16 protein-coding genes are annotated in these 18377 nt (G+C 48.1%); 3 read left to right on the plus strand and 13 right to left on the minus strand.

What is annotated here, in order from left to right:
• Positions 1-15: 15 nt before the first annotated feature.
• From I2G42_RS01865 to I2G42_RS01905, 9 genes are all read right to left on the minus strand, one after another.
• Complete coding sequence (locus I2G42_RS01865) at positions 16-399, minus strand: RidA family protein (protein WP_055218381.1); 384 nt, start codon at positions 397-399, stop codon at positions 16-18.
• A gap of 297 nt (positions 400-696) precedes the next feature.
• Positions 697-1449, minus strand: coding sequence for a triose-phosphate isomerase (gene tpiA / locus I2G42_RS01870; protein WP_022463322.1), 753 nt, complete (start codon positions 1447-1449; stop codon positions 697-699).
• 31 nt (positions 1450-1480) lie between these two features.
• Positions 1481-2674 carry a phosphoglycerate kinase gene (locus tag I2G42_RS01875; RefSeq protein ID WP_173815701.1) on the minus strand — a complete coding sequence of 398 codons (1194 nt, stop codon included), beginning with the start codon at positions 2672-2674 and terminating at the stop codon, positions 1481-1483.
• Positions 2675-2888: 214 nt separating this feature from the next.
• Positions 2889-3902 (minus strand): type I glyceraldehyde-3-phosphate dehydrogenase, encoded by a 1014-nt coding sequence (gene gap / locus I2G42_RS01880; protein ID WP_022463324.1) that lies wholly within the window; start codon positions 3900-3902, stop codon positions 2889-2891.
• 263 nt (positions 3903-4165) lie between these two features.
• Positions 4166-4966 carry a histidinol-phosphatase HisJ family protein gene (locus tag I2G42_RS01885; RefSeq protein WP_173815702.1) on the minus strand — a complete coding sequence of 267 codons (801 nt, stop codon included), beginning with the start codon at positions 4964-4966 and terminating at the stop codon, positions 4166-4168.
• Entirely contained in the window at positions 4963-6057 is a 1095-nt protein-coding gene (gene mnmA, locus I2G42_RS01890) for a tRNA 2-thiouridine(34) synthase MnmA (RefSeq protein WP_022463326.1), read from the minus strand. The genes I2G42_RS01885 and mnmA overlap by 4 nt, the downstream gene beginning before the upstream one ends.
• A 2-nt stretch (positions 6058-6059) precedes the next feature.
• A complete protein-coding gene (nifU, locus tag I2G42_RS01895; protein WP_022463327.1) occupies positions 6060-6497 on the minus strand; it encodes a Fe-S cluster assembly scaffold protein NifU in 438 nt (145 codons plus the stop codon).
• A gap of 107 nt (positions 6498-6604) precedes the next feature.
• Positions 6605-7786 (minus strand): cysteine desulfurase NifS, encoded by a 1182-nt coding sequence (gene nifS / locus I2G42_RS01900; RefSeq protein WP_022463328.1) that lies wholly within the window; start codon positions 7784-7786, stop codon positions 6605-6607.
• 6 nt (positions 7787-7792) lie between these two features.
• A complete protein-coding gene (locus I2G42_RS01905) occupies positions 7793-8248 on the minus strand; it encodes an RrF2 family transcriptional regulator (protein WP_022463329.1) in 456 nt (151 codons plus the stop codon).
• Between the two features lie 158 nt (positions 8249-8406).
• Between I2G42_RS01905 and I2G42_RS01910 the strand changes: the two genes are divergently transcribed.
• Together I2G42_RS01910 and I2G42_RS01915 are read left to right on the plus strand one after the other, a co-directional pair.
• Positions 8407-9768, plus strand: a complete 1362-nt coding sequence (locus I2G42_RS01910) for an oligosaccharide flippase family protein (RefSeq protein WP_022463330.1) — start codon at positions 8407-8409, stop codon at positions 9766-9768.
• 167 nt (positions 9769-9935) lie between these two features.
• Positions 9936-10970 (plus strand): 3-deoxy-7-phosphoheptulonate synthase, encoded by a 1035-nt coding sequence (locus I2G42_RS01915; protein ID WP_117804024.1) that lies wholly within the window; start codon positions 9936-9938, stop codon positions 10968-10970.
• A gap of 98 nt (positions 10971-11068) precedes the next feature.
• Here the strand turns inward: I2G42_RS01915 and xerD are convergent, their stop codons facing one another.
• The 3 genes from xerD to I2G42_RS01930 all read right to left on the minus strand — a co-directional run bounded on the left by xerD (position 11069) and on the right by I2G42_RS01930 (position 15434).
• The gene (xerD, locus tag I2G42_RS01920; RefSeq protein WP_118594699.1) at positions 11069-11950 is read right to left on the minus strand and encodes a site-specific tyrosine recombinase XerD; all 882 of its coding nucleotides are present in this window, start codon (positions 11948-11950) and stop codon (positions 11069-11071) included.
• A gap of 111 nt (positions 11951-12061) precedes the next feature.
• Positions 12062-12637 carry a stage II sporulation protein M gene (locus I2G42_RS01925; RefSeq protein WP_117814068.1) on the minus strand — a complete coding sequence of 192 codons (576 nt, stop codon included), beginning with the start codon at positions 12635-12637 and terminating at the stop codon, positions 12062-12064.
• Between the two features lie 214 nt (positions 12638-12851).
• On the minus strand, positions 12852-15434 hold the full coding sequence (locus I2G42_RS01930; RefSeq protein WP_173815703.1) for a glycoside hydrolase family 3 protein: 2583 nt from the start codon (positions 15432-15434) through the stop codon (positions 12852-12854).
• A gap of 187 nt (positions 15435-15621) precedes the next feature.
• Between I2G42_RS01930 and I2G42_RS01935 the strand changes: the two genes are divergently transcribed.
• The gene (locus I2G42_RS01935) at positions 15622-16452 is read left to right on the plus strand and encodes an AraC family transcriptional regulator (RefSeq protein WP_055267029.1); all 831 of its coding nucleotides are present in this window, start codon (positions 15622-15624) and stop codon (positions 16450-16452) included.
• A gap of 112 nt (positions 16453-16564) precedes the next feature.
• On the opposite strand, the gene rny is transcribed toward I2G42_RS01935, so the two are convergent.
• Positions 16565-18130, minus strand: a complete 1566-nt coding sequence (gene rny / locus I2G42_RS01940; RefSeq protein ID WP_173815704.1) for a ribonuclease Y — start codon at positions 18128-18130, stop codon at positions 16565-16567.
• Positions 18131-18377: the final 247 nt, after the last annotated feature.

The raw sequence follows: 18377 nt of genomic DNA on the forward strand, positions 1-18377 counted from the left end.
ACTCATCTCTCCCTCTTATTTCAGGGATACGATGCATTCAATTTCCACTTTTGCTGCTTTCGGAAGAGCGGCAACTGCTACACAGGAACGAGCCGGTTTGGACTCGCCAAAGAAAGCACCGTATACTTCATTTACCTTGGCAAAATCGTTCATATCGGTCAGGAAAATGGTTGTTTTCATCACTTTCGTGCGGTCAGTTCCTGCTGCTGTCATGATTGCGTCCAGATTCTTTAAAGAGAGGGTTGCCTGCTCTTCTACGGTTTCCGGGATCACGCTGCCATGCTCTACATCAAAGCCAAGCTGTCCGGAAATAAATAAAAGGCCGTTGTCTGCGACTGCCTGTACATAAGGTCCGATTGCTGCCGGTGCTTTTTCTGTATTAATGATTTCTCTTGCCATAATCATATTCTCCTTTATGCTTTCTTTCGCGTCGTCTGATTTGCCGCGTTTTTTCCCTCTATCATGCGGTTTTTCCGACACTTTTGTCGTTCCCATCATATCACATGTGGGAGATGTCCGCAAGTGCGAAAAAGCATTGCAGAAGTTTATTACGCCAGATCCTAAAGAGCGGTATTGCCATCACGTCGCAAAACAGCAAACGCCACCAAACACTTTCCCTTTGACATTTCTGCCAAATTTCACCGTGTTTGGTGGCGTTTTAGCCTGTTTTATTGATTGATTTCGTACAAAATCTAATTATTTATTGTAGTTTACGATAGCTCCGAAATCTGGTTTCAGGGATGCTCCGCCTACCAGGCCGCCGTCGATGTTCTCCTGTGCGAACAGTTCCGGTGCAGTTTTTGCGTTTACAGAGCCGCCGTACTGGATACGGATAGCTGCTGCTGTTGCATCATCATAGATTTCAGCGATGCACTCGCGGATGCCTTTGCAAACTTCCTCAGCCTGCTCTGTTGTAGCAGTTTTGCCGGTTCCGATTGCCCAGATTGGCTCGTAAGCGATAACGGCTGTTTTGGCCTGATCTGCTGTTACATTCAGGAATCCAACCTTTACCTGCTGACGAATGAAGTCCATCGTTACACCCTGCTCTCTCTGCTCCAGAGTTTCTCCGCAGCACATGATCGGGGTGATGCCGTGCTCGAAAGCTTTCAGCATTTTTTTGTTTACGGTCTCGCTTGTCTCTGCGAAGTATTCTCTTCTCTCAGAGTGGCCAAGTACAACGTATTTCACGCCAGCGTCTGTCAGCATAGCCGGGGAGATTTCGCCTGTGAAAGCACCTTTCTCCTCAAAATACATATTTTCAGCACCAATCTGGATGTTGGAGCCTTTTGCAGCCTCTACAACCGGGATGATATCGATGGCCGGTACGCAGAAAACAACGTCAACGTCGTCATTTGCCACCAGTGGTTTTAATGTATTAACTAACTCTACTGCCTCGCTCGGAGTCATGTTCATTTTCCAGTTTCCGGCGATAATTTTCTTTCTTGCCATGATCGTTTGATCTCCTTAGTTTTACTTATCTTTATTTGTCGTTTGCTGCTGCAACGCCCGGCAGTTCTTTTCCTTCCAGGAACTCCAGGGAAGCGCCGCCGCCAGTGGAAATATGAGTCATCTTATCGCCATATCCAAGCTGGTTTACAGCTGCTGCGGAATCTCCGCCGCCGATGATCGTAACTGCATCTGTTTCAGCCAGTGCTGCTGCAACTGCTTTGGTTCCTGCCGCGAATTTCGGCATCTCGAAGCATCCCATCGGTCCGTTCCATACAACGGTTTTAGCAGTTTTAACAGCATCAGCGAACAGTTTTGCAGTTTCCGGTCCGATATCCAGACCTTCCCAGCCATCCGGAATCTGTCCGGCCGGAACAACCTGTGTATTTGCGTCGTTTGAGAATGCATCTGCAACAACGTTGTCTACCGGAAGAAGCAGTTTCACGCCTTTTGCTGCTGCTTTTTCTTTCATTTTGTTTGCATAATCCAGATAATCCATCTCAAGCAGAGAATCACCAACGGTGCCGCCTGCTGCTTTTGCGAAGGTATAAGCCATACCACCGCCGATGATCAGGACATCAACTTTATCGATCAGGTTGTCGATAACAGAAATCTTGCTGGATACTTTGGATCCGCCAAGGATGGCAACAAACGGACGCTCCGGATTGTTGACAGCATTTCCAAGAAATGCGATCTCTTTCTCCATCAGGTAACCAACAACAGCAGTGTCAACATATTTGGTAACACCAACATTAGAGCAATGAGCACGATGTGCGGTTCCGAATGCATCGTTTACGAATACGTCACACAGGGAAGCCAGTTCTTTGCTGAACTCCTCACCGTTTTTGGTCTCTTCTGCACGGTAACGGGTGTTCTCCAGAAGGATTACATCTCCGTCTTTCATAGCCTCAACAGCTGCTTTTGCGTTCGGTCCTACAACCTCAGGATCTGCTGCAAATTTAACTTCCTGTCCGAGAAGCTCGGAAAGGCGAACTGCAACCGGTGCAAGAGAAAGCTCTGGTTTTGGTTCTCCTTTCGGTTTTCCAAGATGAGAGCAGAGAATTACTTTTCCGCCGTCAGCGATCAGTTTTTTGATGGTTGGAAGAGCTGCTACCAGACGGTTCTCATCTGTGATTTTTCCATCGATCAGCGGAACGTTGAAGTCGCATCTTACAAGGACTCTTTTTCCTTTTACGTTGATATCATCTACGGTTTTTTTGTTTAACATGGGCGTTTCCCTCCATATATCCAACTGCATCTGCCGCGCCGTTTCTTTGTTTTTGCGGCATCGCGGTCCTTATTTAAAAATGCAGTTTATAATTTTTGCACACGGAAAAGGGCTGTTTTTGTGCCGTATTTTTCCGCCGCATTCGCAAAAAGGGCCCGGTCCTTAACAGACCGGACCCTTTGGGCTCTGAAATTTTGCCGTTCAGTTTGTTAAATTATGCTAACTCGCTGAAGTATTTGATGGTACGAACCATCTGGCTTGTGTAGGAGTTCTCGTTATCATACCAAGAAACAACCTGTACCTCTGTTGTTCCGTTGTCCAGCGGAAGAACCATGGTCTGAGTTGCATCGAACAGAGAACCATATCTCATACCAACGATGTCGCTGGATACGATTTCATCTGTGTTGTATCCGAAGGACTCGGTTGCAGATGCTTTCATTTTTGCGTTGATCTCGTCAACAGTTACAGTTCCTTCTACAACTGCTGTAAGGATTGTGGTAGAACCGGTTGGGGTTGGAACACGCTGTGCAGAACCGATCAGTTTGCCGTTCAGTTCCGGAATAACAAGGCCGATTGCTTTTGCAGCACCGGTGCTGTTTGGAACGATGTTAACTGCAGCTGCACGGGATCTTCTCAGATCGCCTTTTCTCTGCGGTCCGTCCAGAGTCATCTGATCTCCAGTGTAAGCATGGATAGTAACCATGATACCGGATTTGATCGGAGCCAGTTCGTTCAGAGCTTTTGCCATAGGTGCAAGGCAGTTTGTGGTGCAGGATGCAGCGGAGATGATGTTATCGTCTGCTGTCAGGGTCTCATGGTTTACATTGTAAACGATGGTCGGAAGGTCGTTACCAGCCGGAGCGGAGATAACTACTTTACGAGCGCCTGCATTGATGTGTGCCTGAGCTTTTGCTTTGGAGGTGTAGAATCCGGAGCACTCCAGAACTACGTCTACGCCAAGCTCTCCCCATGGGCAGTTGTTAGCATCCGGGAAAGCATAGATTTTGATGTTTTTGCCATCTACTGTGATGGAATCTTCATCGGATGTTACGGTATCAGCCAGAGCATATTTTCCCTGAGAAGAGTCATATTTTAACAGATGAGCTAACATCTTCGGGGATGTTAAGTCGTTGATTGCTACTACTTCATAACCTTCTGCTCCAAACATCTGTCTGAATGCAAGACGTCCGATACGGCCAAAACCATTGATTGCTACTTTTACTGCCATGATTTTCAATTCCTCCTAAAAAGTGAATTTTAATTTTGAGTCTCTGTACTTTGTTAAAGAAACATCAACCTTATCTGTATAATACCTAATTTCGTCGGAAAATTCAAGTTCTATTTTCAAGAAAATACGAAATTATTTCTAAAATTTGTGAAGAAGCCGGATGCCAATCCGTATTTCTGCAAAATTTCGAAAGATCCGTCTATTGCAGAAAGAGCCGGAATCCAGCCTTTCTGGGGCTTTTTCCGGCTTTTCCTGCGTGTTTTCTATTGGATCGGCAGATATTCCGGCTTTTTCTCTTTAAACCGCACGTAGTACCGGAATCCGGCTTCCTGCGCGATAGCTGCCGCGTCCGCGAAATGAAACGCTATATGTTCCGGTTTGTGGGCATCGGCACCGAAAGTGATCTTTTCGCCGCCCAGTTCCCGGTATCTTCTGATGACATCCGGCGTCGGATTCGGCACGCCAAGGCCTGCCTTGTAGCCGCCGGTGTTGATTTCCAGCGCGATATCGTACTGAATCAGCTCTTTTAAAATGGTATCGATCTCGTCCGCAAATGCGCGGTAGCTGTAATCTTTTCCCTTTTCTCTGCAGTAGCGTACCACATAATCCAGATGACCAAGCGTCTGGAAATTGTGGAAGAACCGGATATTTTCTGCTGTAGCCCGAAAATACGCCCGGTACAGCTCTTCTGCTGTCCAGTCCGGGAAAGCATCCTCATAATAGGGGTCTTTTCCGTCAATGACATGCATGGAGCCGATCACATAGTCGAACGGCCACGCATTTACATACTCTTCCATCCGTTCTTTTAAGTGGAGCTGCAGTCCCAGTTCCACGCCGAATCGGATATCGATTTTGTCGCGGTATTTTTCCTGCAGTTCCCGGATTTTTGCCGCATATGCCGGTGTATCGAGCTGGAACTCGCCGGTACTGTAATCCATATCGTAGTGATCCGTCAGGCAGATTGCCGGAAGTCCCAGCTCGACTGCCCGTTTTACCATCTCTTCTGTTGGTGCTTCGCTGTCACTTGAAAAGAAACTGTGCATATGACAGTCCGCTATTTTCATCTTTCGGCCTCCGTAATCGTTCCGCCTCCGCCGACACAGCCGTCCACGTAGAAGACAACAGCCTGTCCCGGTGTCGGAGCACGCACGCCGTCCGGGAAGGTACAGGTAATCTCATCTTCCCCGGTCCGTTTGATCACGCACGGGGACCCTTTGTGCCCGTACCGGATTTTTGCGGTGCAGGAGAGCTCTTCTCCAAGTTCCAGCGGCGGAATTGCCATATAGTTTACTTTGTTTGCTTTTACTACTTTTGCGAAAACCTCTTCATTTTCGCCGACCACAACCTCGTTCGTCTCCGGACGGATTTCCAGTACGAACACGCGGTGTCCCATCGGAAGGCCGAGTCCGCGGCGCTGTCCTACGGTGTAATGGGTAATCCCCTCATGGGTACCGAGGATTTCACCCTTTGTATTCACGAAATTGCCTTTCGGTGCCACGATTCCTGTCTCGTTCTGGATAAAGGAAGCGTAATCCTGATCCGGCACGAAGCAGATTTCCTGGGAATCCTTCTTTTTTGCTACCGGAAGACCGATTTTTGCTGCAATCTCACGAATCTGATCTTTTGTGTAGTCTCCGACCGGCATCAGCGTATGCGAAAGCTGCTCCTGGGTCAGATTATACAGTGCATACGTCTGGTCTTTTGCCGCTGTTACCGAATTTGCAATCGCATACCGTCCATTGGCAAGCTGTTCGATTCTTGCATAATGTCCGGTCGCAATGTAGTCCGCTCCAATGGAAAGACTGCGCTGAAGCAACGCTTCCCATTTCACATAGCGGTTGCAGGCGATACACGGGTTCGGTGTTCTGCCGCAGAGATATTCGTTCGTGAAATAGTCCATGACGTTATCACGGAACTCTTTTTTGAAGTTCATGACATAATACGGAATGTCCAGCACCTGTGCCACGCGCCTTGCATCATCAACAGCAGAAAGGCCGCAACAGCCCCCGTTTTCCTCCTGGACTGTCTCGGCCTCATCCTGCCAGATCTGCATGGTCACCCCGATGACATCGTATCCTGCTTTTTTCAGGAGATACGCTGCCACCGAGGAATCTACGCCGCCGGACATTCCAACGACTACTTTCTTTTTTCCCATACTTAGTATTCTTCCTCTTCCTCGCCCTCGCTGATATCAGACTTCGGTTTTGCAAGACCTTCGATCTTGATGTGGTGTTTCTCTGCGTAATCCCAGAGTGCAGCGTGAATTGCTTCTTCTGCAAGCAGAGAACAGTGAACTTTGACCGGCGGAAGTCCGTCGAGTGCTTCCATAACGGCTTTGTTGGTTACTTCCAGAGCTTCCTGGATGGTTTTTCCTTTTACCAGCTCGGTTGCCATACTGCTGGTTGCAACTGCGGCGCCGCAGCCGAAGGTTTTGAATTTGCAGTCCTGAATGATGCCGTTATCGTCGATGTCAAGATACATTCTCATGATATCGCCGCATTTTGCATTTCCAACGGTACCTACACCGCTTGCGTTCTCAATTTCTCCTACATTTCTCGGATGCTGGAAATGATCCATTACTTTTTCACTGTACATTGTTATTCTTCCTCCTGAACTATTTCAAAGCAGTCCTCCTCCGGCACAGCTTTTACCTGAATTTTTCTGTACCGGCTTTCTGGATGGACTGTCTTATTTTTTTAAACTTATTTACCCTGCTGTTTTTTGATGTAATCCTCATACAGCGGGGACATGCTGCGCAGACGGTCTACGATCGCTTTAATCTGCTCTACAACGAAATCAACGTCCTCTTTTGTGATCTCCTCACTTAAAGTCAGACGTAAGGAACCGTGTGCTTTCTCGTGCGGCAGTCCGATGGCCAGCAGTACATGGGACGGATCCAGGGATCCGGAAGTACATGCAGAACCGCTGGATGCGCAGATACCTTTCATATCCAGCATGATCAGAAGGGACTCTCCCTCGATGAATTCAAAGCTGATGTTGCAGTTGTTCGGCAGACGTTTTACCGGATCGCCGTTCAGACGGCAGTTCGGAATCTCGGTTAATATGCGGTTGATCAGATAATCACGTACTTCGATTTCTTTTGCGGTACGCTCCGCCATAGTTCTTGCCGCACGCTCTGCCGCAACTCCATATCCTACGATGCCCGGTACATTTTCTGTCCCGGCACGGCGTTTTCTTTCCTGCGCACCGCCGTGTACGAAGGAGCGGATTTTCACACCCTTTCGGATGTAAAGGAAGCCGATTCCTTTCGGTCCGTTAATCTTATGACCGCTGGAACTGAGCATATCAATATTGCACTCATCCACATTGATCGGGATCTGGCCAAATGCCTGTACGGCATCTGTGTGGAATAAAATATTGTGTTCTTTTGCAATTCTTCCGATTTCCTTGATCGGCTGAATCGTTCCGATTTCGTTGTTTGCCGCCATAACGGAAATCAGAATGGTCTCAGGTGTGATGGCTGCTTCGAGTTCATCCAGATTGACAACGCCGTTCTCATCGACGCCGATATAGGTGATTTTCGCACCGCGCTCTTTTTCCAGATACTCACAGGTATGAAGAATCGCATGATGCTCGATTTTTGTGGTGATGATGTGGTTTCCTTTATTTTTATATGCTTCAAAGGTAGCTTTTAACGCCCAGTTATCGGACTCGCTGCCGCCGGCTGTGAAATAAATTTCCTCCGGTTTTGCGCCGAGCACGTTTGCGATCTGCTCTCTTCCTTTGGTGATGGCTTCTTTGCTTTTTCCTGCAATTGCATAAATACTGGATGGATTTCCGTAGTATTCGCTGAAATAAGGAAGCATAGCCTCGACAACTTCCGGGGCTGTTTTTGTTGTTGCCGCATTGTCCAGATAAATCATTGTTGTTCACTCCTTGTCATTTCTATCGCTGTTTCTGTTTTTCTCTAATTGCCGGCTCTGCTGAACCAGCTCTCCGAGGCTGATGGAATCCACAGCGTTCGTAATTCCCTCATTGATCCTCTGCCACACAAAACGCGTGACGCAGAAATCGGCCGCATCGCAGCCGCCTAGGCCTTCATTGACCGAGCACGTGACTGCCTCGAGTCCGCCCTCCAGCACACGGAGAACATCTCCTACCGAAATGGAATCTGCCGGTTTTGCAAGTACATATCCACCGCCTGCTCCCCGCACACTCTCAATGAATCCGGCTTTTCGAAGCGGACGCACCAGCTGCTCCAGATAGCTCTCTGAGATATTCTGGCGTTCTGAAATGCTGGCAATGGACACTGCACCCTCTTCTTCGTGACTCGCCAGATCGATCATGGCACGCAGACCATATCTTCCTTTGGTCGATAATTTCATTCCTGGTTCTCCTTTTTCCTGTGCTGTCGTTTTCCAATTCCGACAGTTTTAATCGGATTTATTTCTCACTCAGAATAGCACCTATCACGGGGTTCTGTCAAGGAGTTTTTTCGCATATTTTAGACTATCTGCGCAATGCCGTGAAAGGAGTCTATCCCATGCTGAAAATCACAAGAAAGAACACGCTTCTTCTTGGCACACTGATCCTGACCGCGTCCGGGATCATCTGCAGAATTCTTGGATTTCTCTATAGAATATTCCTGTCGCGCCGGATCGGTGCGGAAGCCTTTGGTATCTACCAGCTCGCCACACCACTCTACGCACTGATGCTCTCCCTTGGCGCAGGCGGCATGCAGACGGTGCTCTCGCGCTTTGTCGCATCGTACCTTGCCAAAAAGGATTCCAGACGGGCAAAGATCTGTCTGGCGGCCGGATGCGGCATTGTAGTGATACTTTCCTTCTCCGCCTCCATCTTTCTCTTTTTCAGCGCGGATTTTATCGGAACACGGCTTCTTTTTGAGCCGCGGACGATTCTGCTCCTCCGGATTTTATCACTCGGCATTCTCCCCTCCGGGATCCACAACTGTCTCTCGGCATGGTATCTTGGCCAGAATCAGACGGCACTGCCTTCTTTTTGCCAGCTTTTGGAACAGTTCGTGCGCATGGGCGCTTCCTACCTTGCCTGGCTTTTCTGTCTTTCCACAAGCCTCCCCTCTGCCGCTGTCGCTGCATTCGGTACTGCCGCCGGCGAACTCTTTTCGTGTCTCTTTCTGATGGCCTGCCTGTCCGTCTCGCACAGCAGGTCCCCTCAGAAACACCGCCCGATTTCTGTTTTTTTCAAAGAAAAGACCCTCTGGTACGATACCTTCCGAGAGCTTGCCGTTTTGAATCTTCCGCTTACGCTGAACCGTATTCTTCTGAATGTCCTCCACAGCATTGAAAGTGCTCTGCTCCCCGGCTGTCTGGTCACTTTCGGTCTTTCCCGGAAAGCAGCGCTCTCGCAGTATGGCATTCTCACCGGTATGGCACTTCCGATGATCTTTTTTCCATCTGCCATCACCCACGCGGTGTCCGTCATGCTTCTGCCCGGCGTAGCAAAACAGCAGGCCGACGGTACGCCGGAGCAAATATCAGACACGATCCGTTATACAATTTCTTTCTGTGTGCTGCTTGGCACTTCCGCTGTTTTTGCCTTTTTCTTTTTCGGTCCGTGGCTTGGACGTTTCCTTTTTCAAAACGAAGAAGTCGGCGTTTTTCTGCGTATCCTTTCATTTTTAAGTCCTTTTCTCTATCTGGAAACGATACTTGGAAGCATTTTAAACGGCCTTGGAAAAACTTCTCTCGTTTTTTTCCAGAACCTTGCCGGAGATGTAATTCGTATTCTTGCAATTCTTTTTCTCGTCCCGGTTTTAGGCATCCGTGGCTATCTCTATGGTATTCTTGCAAGTGAACTTACCATTATGACAATGGCACTTTTGTTCCTGCATCGGGAATCTGCAAACGGATTTGCTGTTCATTGATACCTTTTTTCTATCTTTTTTAAGAGAAACAGAATTTTCGCCGAAAAAATATCGACAATCTTCGCGTTATGTATTATAATTTATAGATAGTTTGCGACGGGGCACACAAGAACGCTCCTCTGTCCGCAGCTAGAAAAGAAGTGCATCTAAGATAAAGGAGAACGAAAATGAGCCTTGAATTTGTAAGAAAACTTCCCACCCCAACAGAGATCCGGGAACAATATCCCTTAAGCGCCCGCGCAACCGAAATCAAAAAACAGCGTGACGCTGAAATCGCAAAAGTCTTTACCGGGGATTCCGATAAATTTCTTGTTATCGTAGGACCTTGCTCCGCAGACAACGAAGACGCTGTTCTGGAGTACAATCACCGTCTGGCAAAGGTTGCCGACAAAGTATCCGACAAACTGATCATCATCCCGCGTGTCTATACCAACAAACCGCGTACCACAGGTGAAGGCTACAAAGGTATCGTTCATCAGCCGGACCCGGAAGGAAAGCCGGACCTGCTGCACGGCCTGATTGCCATGCGTAAAATGCATATGCGTGTAGTAGAAGAGACTGATCTGACTTCTGCAGACGAAATGCTGTATCCGTCCAACTGGAGCTATCTGTCCGATATTCTCTCCTATGTTGCGGTCGGCGCACGTTCCGTAGAAAACCAGGAGCACCGTCTGACTGTTTCCGGCATCGACATTCCGGCCGGCATGAAAAACCCGACCAGCGGTGATCTTTCTGTTATGATCAACTCCGTCATTGCCGCACAGGGCTCCCACTCCTTTATTTACCGTACCTGGGAGGTAAAGACAAGCGGAAATCCGCTGGCGCACACCATTCTCCGCGGTGCGACCAACAAGCACGGCAACTCCGTGCCGAACTATCACTACGAGGACATTCAGCTTCTGCTGGAGAAATACAACGAAACACATCTCGTAAACCCGGCTACCATCATCGATGCCAACCATTCCAACTCCGGAAAGAAATACGAGCAGCAGATCCGTATCGTCAAAGACGTTCTGCACACAAGACGATGCAACAAGGATATCGAAAGTCTCGTAAAAGGTGTTATGATCGAAAGCTATCTGGAGCCTGGCAATCAGAAAATCGGATGCGGAACCCATGTTTACGGAAAATCCATTACCGACCCGTGTCTTGGATGGGATCAGACCGAACGACTGATTTACGATATTGCTGAGGAGTGCTAAATTTTCTCAACACCCTAAAAACATCAAAAACCTTCGCTGCAGTTTTTCACCAGTCTGCGGCGGAGGTTTTTCTATCGTTTTACTTTTTTGTTCCACCTTTACTTTCTCGGATGTGCCTTCCGGTACACATCCCGGATCTTATTCACACCAAGGTGGAGATACATCTGCGTTGTCGAAATATCGGCGTGTCCCATCATCTCCTGGACACTCTTTAAGTCCGCACCGTTTTGCAGCAGATGGGTTGCAAACGAATGGCGCAGGGTATGCGGCGTAATATCCGCCGTAATGCCTGCGGATTTCGCATAGGATTTCAGAATTTTCCAGAATCCCTGACGACTCATCGGACCTCCGGAGCAGTTGACAAACAATACATCATCCTCCCGTCCATGCATCAGGGCTGCGCGCGCACTGCCCAGATACTGCTCCAACGCCTTTTTCGCCGGTCCGCCGAACGGAACGATCCGCTCCTTTTCATCGCGGCAGGTGATATAGCCCATCATAAGATTGACATCCTGTGTTTTCAAATGGATCAACTCACTGACACGGATACCGGTCGCATACAGCATTTCCAGCATTGCTTTGTCGCGGATACCCTTTGGCGTGTCGGTTTTTGGCTGGCGAAGCAGCAGATCGACCTCTGCGATGGAAAGGATCTCCGGCATTTTCCGTTCAACCCTCGGTGGCTGCAGTGCTTTCGACGGGTCAGATACCATTTTCCCCTCCTGACATGCATATTGGCAAAACATATGAATCGCCGCAATGCTGCGCGAGATCGTTGCCGGGGAAAAGTGTTCCCGCTCCAGATATAATAAATAAGAATTTAAAACCGTTGCATTCATCTGCTCCGGTTTTTCTATTCCGTGCTCCTTCAAAAAAACTGCCAGCTTTCGAAGATCGCGCTGATAGGAGACTTCTGTATTTTTTGACGCTTTCTTTTCCGTCTGTAGATAGTCCGTAAATGACTGTATCGTTTCCTGCATAGCTTTTTTCCTTTTTGCTTTTTTCTCCCTCTCACTGCCCGATAAAGGGTAACAATGCTTTTAATTATATACACGTTTTTTCAAAAATGCAATTCCCTTTTCCGACCGTTTTTACAGGATTTTCGCAAGAAACCACGGATTGACATAACTCTCAAGCAGAATACCCCACAGAAGCAGGATCAGTGCAAAGAAGTAGCGCACGCCAAAGCAAAAATATTCCTTTTTCTGTATGCCGCCGGCAAGGTGATTCGTCTCTGCCATCCGGCTGCACGCAGCAGCCATCAGAAATAACGCGGCAAGGTAGAGGAAAATCTGCGGAAAAAGAGCCAGAAAAAAGAATAAAAGACCTGCCATTCCGTTCTGCAGATAGGCAGCCGAGAGAAAGACGCCACACAGAAAACCATATGCCCAAACGGCAGCAGTGGCAAAATACGCACCGATTGCCGTCAATCCAAAGAGAAGTCCCGCAAATGCCGGTGCTAACCGTACCTTTAGAAGATAGGAAAAGCAGGCCTTTGCGGAAATTTTTCTTCCCAAAAACGCCTCCGCCTGAAAGAGGCGGACGCTATTTCCCTCCTTCATTCCCGTGTGGGATGCCGTAAGCAGCAGCAGTACACCGAGGGTCATACCGGCCGCAAACCAGAGGGCAAAAAAACGAATATATGCATTCTCATCCCGTTCTCTCATTTGCTTTTTGCGCCTCCTTATTTTCTGCCTTACTGTCAATGTATTCACGGTTCATAGACGATATACGTAAAAGAAGTGCCTGCTCCGCAGACCCCCATCTGCGAATGGCACTTCTTTCCTCTTTTCAGGGTCCCCCAATGTCTCACGCACCGAAATGTCCGATCATTTCAAACCCTGCTTTTTGTATATCCCCATAAGATATTTTTCACTTCTTTTATTTCACGACAAGATAGGTATCCAGATCATCGAACTGATCAAGGTAGCTGACTGCGCCCTCGTACATATTGGACTGCAGTACGATATTTACCGTGTTATAGATGCAGCGTTTCAGTTCTGCCATCGTCAGAGTTCCATCTGCAAGTTCTTTTTTGATGTTCTCGTGATCCTCCGGCAGACCCGGCATTACCATGTCATTTCCGGCTCTCATGCAGCCCGCTGCCGTACACTCGCCCTGGATCTGTACGTTGGTGGTTGTCCAGTCGGTCATGATAGCTCCTGCAAATCCCCACTCATCTCTCGCTGCTTTCGTGCAGGTATCGTAGCAGTTTGCAGCGTGCACACCATTGATCAGGTTGTAAGATGTCATAATGGACATCGGCTGTGCATCTTTGGCTGCGATTTCAAAACCTTTCAGATAGATCTCACGCAGTGCACGCTCGGACAGGATGGAATCGGAGCCCATACGGTTATCCTCCTGATTGTTGCATGCGAAGTGTTTGATCGTGGTTCCGCAGCCCGGTACCTTCTGTACACCGAGTGTCATGGCAGCCGCCATCATACCGGCAAGCAACGGATCCTCGGAATAGTATTCAAAGTTTCTTCCGCAGAGCGGATTTCTGTGGATGTTCATACCAGGTGCCAGCCACAGTGTTACGTTGAACAGTTCCATCTCATGGCCGATCATTTCGCCGACTCTCTTGATCAGTTCTACATCCCAGCTCTGTGCCAGAAGTGTTCCGACCGGAATTGCGGTACAGAACTGATAATAGGTTGTTCCGCGTTTTTCCTGCGGTTTGCTGAAGAATCCGCCTTCCAGTGCCGCCAGGAAATCGCTCGCTACGATCTCTCCGTTGTCTACCTGGTATTCTCTCTTCAGACGAAGACCTGCAGGTCCGTCCACCAGAGCAATGGTGGTTACATTCCACGGCTCCTCCGAAGCACACGGGGATGTCTCCGCTGCTGCTCCCGGAACAGAAATTCCTGCGGAGCCAAGCGCGTTGCCCTGTGCTCTTCCCGGATCACCGGTTGCAAGGAGTGCCAGCTGATCCACAGAAAGGGATTCCACAATCTTTCCTGCTTTTCCAGGAAGCTCTTCCGGTACCGGCTGGTAATCTACTTTCTCAGTTGGAATCTCAGATGCTTTGAGCTCGATCACGCTCATTCTCTTTTCTTTTACTTCCTTCTGCCATACAGCCTCTCTTGCCTGAACTTTTTCTGCATCAGGAACAATCTCATTCAATTCCTCTTTCATCGGGCAGATATTTTCACACGCTGTCATGACTGCTTTCTCGTCCAGCTCCAGCGCGCCGGAGAGAACAGATGTATTCAGATCATTTCCAATCCAGATACCATACATGCCCGGCTCCAGAATCCAGGATGCGCTTTCCTCCTCATAGGAAGTCAGCTGATACAGCGGGAAGGTGATGGTCATGGTCTGGGATTCCTTCGGAGCCAGCAGTTTTGTTTTTCCAAAGCCTGCCAGACGGCGGAACTCTTTCACCAGTCTGCCCTGCGGGCAGGAAGCGTAGATCTGTACAACTTCTTTTCCTGCATAAGTATCGCCGGTGTTGGTGACGGTAACAGTCACGCTTACTTTCGGATTCATCATACCGCGGCCGCTTACTTTGATGTCATCGGTTCTGATCTCGAAATCGGTGTAGGACATACCGTAACCGAAGGAGTAACGGACTGGTACTTCAAAGGTATCGAAGTAACGGTATCCAACGAAGATACCCTCTTCGTATTTTTCTTTCATGAGGTCGCCGCTCTTGTAGCTGTAAACCTCTGCACCCGGATAATCATAGTAATCTTTTGCCCAGGTATCTGTCATTTTTCCGGATGGGGTTACATCGCCGCTTACAACATCAGCAAATGCATTTCCGCCTTCCTGGCCTGCCTGTACGTACTGTAAAATAGAGCGGATATTGTCAAATTCTTCTACGAATGCCAGATCCATCAGGCCGCCGGTGTTGATAACAAGAACAACGTTTTTATAGCATCTGGAAACCTGTGCCAGAATAGCTTTCTCTTCTTTGGAGATGAAGTAGTCACCCTCCGTATCAAAACGGTCTTTGTTCTCTCCTGCGATACGTGCCAGAACGAAGAATGCGGTGTCTGCACCGTCGGCTGCTGCTTTCTCTTCATCGATTGGGTTTCCGGATGGCATAAAGAACGGGGTTGCAGAGTAAGCATCAAAGAATTTTGTGTCGTCTCCGTTCAATTTTGTGAAAATCTCATTTTTCCAGTCCAGTCTTGCCTGTACGTAGAGTTTATCGTAATCCTCCAGCCATTCACTGCTTGTTACGTCGTAGCCTGCATTTTTCATGCCCTGGAAAATATTAACGCTGTCACGCTCATTGACATCGCCGGAACCGGTGCCTCCTTTGATGGTGCGGATCGCACCTGCTCCGTAAAGACCTACCTTGCTGCCCTTTGCCAGCGGCAGGAAATGATCTTTGTTTTCCAGAAGAACGAATCCCTCTGCTGCTGCCTCGCGGGCAAGTTTGCGGTGATCTGTTTCACGCTGGGTTACTTCCGGAGATGTAGTTCCGTTAAAGGTTCTTACCTTTGCTTTCATGTCTTTGTTCCTCCCAAACTTTGTTTCGTACTAATGTCTCCATTATCTTCCCTTTTTCGTGTAACTTCTAGTTCCTTTCTTGTCCTTTCTCTGGTTGATATTGATATTTCGCCCAATTTCTGGTACAATATTCTTATCTTTTTTGATTATAATTGACGTATATTTCTATCACATCCTGGAGGTACTTATGGAATCCTGCTTTTACGAAACAATACACGAAACCGATCTGCTGCACGTCCGTTTTGAGCTGCAGGATGCGCCCGCTTTTGTTTTTCCGGCGCACTGGCACGAATATGTGGAAATTCTCTATCTGATCAGGGGACAGTTTTCCGCGATTGTCCAGGCAACGGAGTATCGGTTAAACGAGGGCGATCTGATTATCATCAACTCCGGCGACCTCCATATGACGCGCTCCAACACCTGTACATATCTTCTGCTGCAGATTTCCGCAAGCCAGATGCGCCAATATCTGCCGGACTTTGATACGATGCGTTTCGACACGATCATTCCCTGCTCGGAACAGCCGGCTCCGCTCCGCGCACTGCTCTCGGAGATGAACGAGATCCGGCAGAATCCTTCCGATTCATACCAGCTTCTCTTTACCTCACGACTGTACGAATTTCTGTACCATCTCTGCCGGTCGTATTCCCACCAGATCCCTTCGGCATCCCTCACGGGTTCACAGCGCGATCTGCAGCGCGTGACACACGTTATGAACTGGGTGAAAGTGCATTACCCGGAACCGTTAAGCCTCGAAACAGCCGCGGATTCCCTGGCGCTCTCGAAGGAGTATTTCTGCCGGCTCTTTAAAAAGTATACCGGACAGACCTTTCTCGAATATCTGAACGATGTGCGCACGATGCACCTGTACGAAGATTTACAGAATTCCGACGAAACGATCACGGTACTGATGGAGAAAAACGGGCTGTCGAATTACAAAATTTTTATGCGGACCTTCAAAAAGCTGTATGGCTCTACACCTCAGAAAATGCGCTCGAACCGGATACGGCACGTATAAATTCTTTTGAAATTTACTGTTCTTATACACACTGAAAAGGCTGTGGAACATGATTGCTCATGTCCACAGCCTCTTTTTGATTTCGTTATTAAATTGTTTCGTAGAAAGTCTTTTATTTCGCGTAATCCGTTACACGGCTCTCGCGGATAACATTGACCTTGATCTGTCCCGGGTATTCCAGTTCAGCTTCGATCTGTTTCGAGATATCCCTTGCGAGCAGTACCATTTCAGAATCGGATACCTGCTCAGGAACAACCATGATGCGGACTTCTCTACCAGCCTGAATAGCAAAAGATTTTTCGACACCCTTGAACGAATTCGTGATGTCTTCCAACTGTTTTAATCTGTTGGTATATGTTTCGAGTGTTTCTCTTCTTGCACCCGGTCTTGCTGCGGAAATTGCATCCGCTGCCTGAACGATACATGCAATCAGAGACTGGGGCTCTACATCCCCGTGATGTGATTCTACTGTGTTGATCACAATCTGAGATTCTTTGTACTTTTTGCAGAGATCTGCACCGATCTGAATGTGAGATCCTTCTACCTCATGGTCGATGGATTTACCGATATCATGAAGCAGTCCGGCACGTTTTGCCATGCGGACATCGCATCCTACCTCTCCTGCGAGGAGACCGGAAAGCTGTGCTACCTCGATCGAATGCTTTAATGCATTCTGTCCGTAGCTGGAACGGAATTTCATTCTTCCAAGGAGACGGATCAGCTCCGGATGAAGTCCGTGTACACCGACTTCCAGTGCGGCTGCCTCGCCTTCCTCGCGAATATTCTGTTCTACTTCTTTGCGGGCCTTTTCTACCATCTCTTCGATGCGGGCCGGATGGATTCTTCCGTCTACGATCAGTTTTTCCAGAGCAATTCTTGCCACCTCACGGCGGATCGGATCGAATGAGGAAAGAACGACTGCTTCCGGTGTATCGTCGATGATCAGGTCAACGCCTGTCATGGTTTCGAGTGTACGGATGTTTCGTCCTTCACGGCCGATGATGCGGCCTTTCATTTCATCGCTCGGAAGCTGTACCACGGAGATGGTACTCTCGGATACGTGATCGACAGCACATTTCTGAATAGCTGTTACCACATACTCTTTTGCCTTACGGCCTGCTTCCTCTTTTGCTCTGCTCTCCAGCTCTTTGTAGAGCTTTGCTGTGTCGATTTTTACTTCGTCTTCCACAGATTTTAACAGATACTCTTTTGCTTCCTCGGAGGTAAAACCGGAAATTCTTTCCAGTTCCTGTACTCCTTTTTCGTGTAGACCGTCTACTTCCTTTTCTTTCTTTCTGACGCTTGCCTCTTTTGCTGCAATTTCGTTTTCACGACGCTCCAATACGTCCGCTTTTTTATCTACAGATTCTTCTTTCGATAAAACGCGCTTCTCATATTTCTGCAGTTCCGCTCTGCGCTCTCGGGTCTCTTTTTCTACTTCATTCTTCGTACGAAGAGACTCCTCCTTCGCCTCCAGCAGGGCTTCCCGTTTCTTAGTTTCGGCAGTTTTCAGTGCTTCATCTATGATGTTTCTCGCCTTTTCTTCCGCTGTGCCAATTTTCTCAGCATTCTGCTTGATTTTATTGTCCACAGCAATTTTCCTGGTAACAGGAACCGCAATAAGCAGCGTGACTACTACAGCAATGAATACCAGCAGAATTGTAATACCTGTACCCATTACCGGAGCACCTCCTTATTTAGTTTTCATTGCACATTTACAACACTACAATTTTATACTGTTTTCACAAATTTGTCAATGTTTTAAAAATATTCATGTAATTTATTGCACTTGACACTCCCCACAGCTAAAGCAGGGGGATTCTTGTTTCTTCCACTACTGCATTGACGAATACCTTACGGTACTGCAATGTCTTACACAGTGTCCACAAGCTATGTTTATCCTGTTCCCGTATGCCCTGCGGTAC

Source organism: Fusicatenibacter saccharivorans (assembly GCF_015557635.1).
GTDB classification, from domain to species: domain Bacteria; phylum Bacillota; class Clostridia; order Lachnospirales; family Lachnospiraceae; genus Fusicatenibacter; species Fusicatenibacter saccharivorans.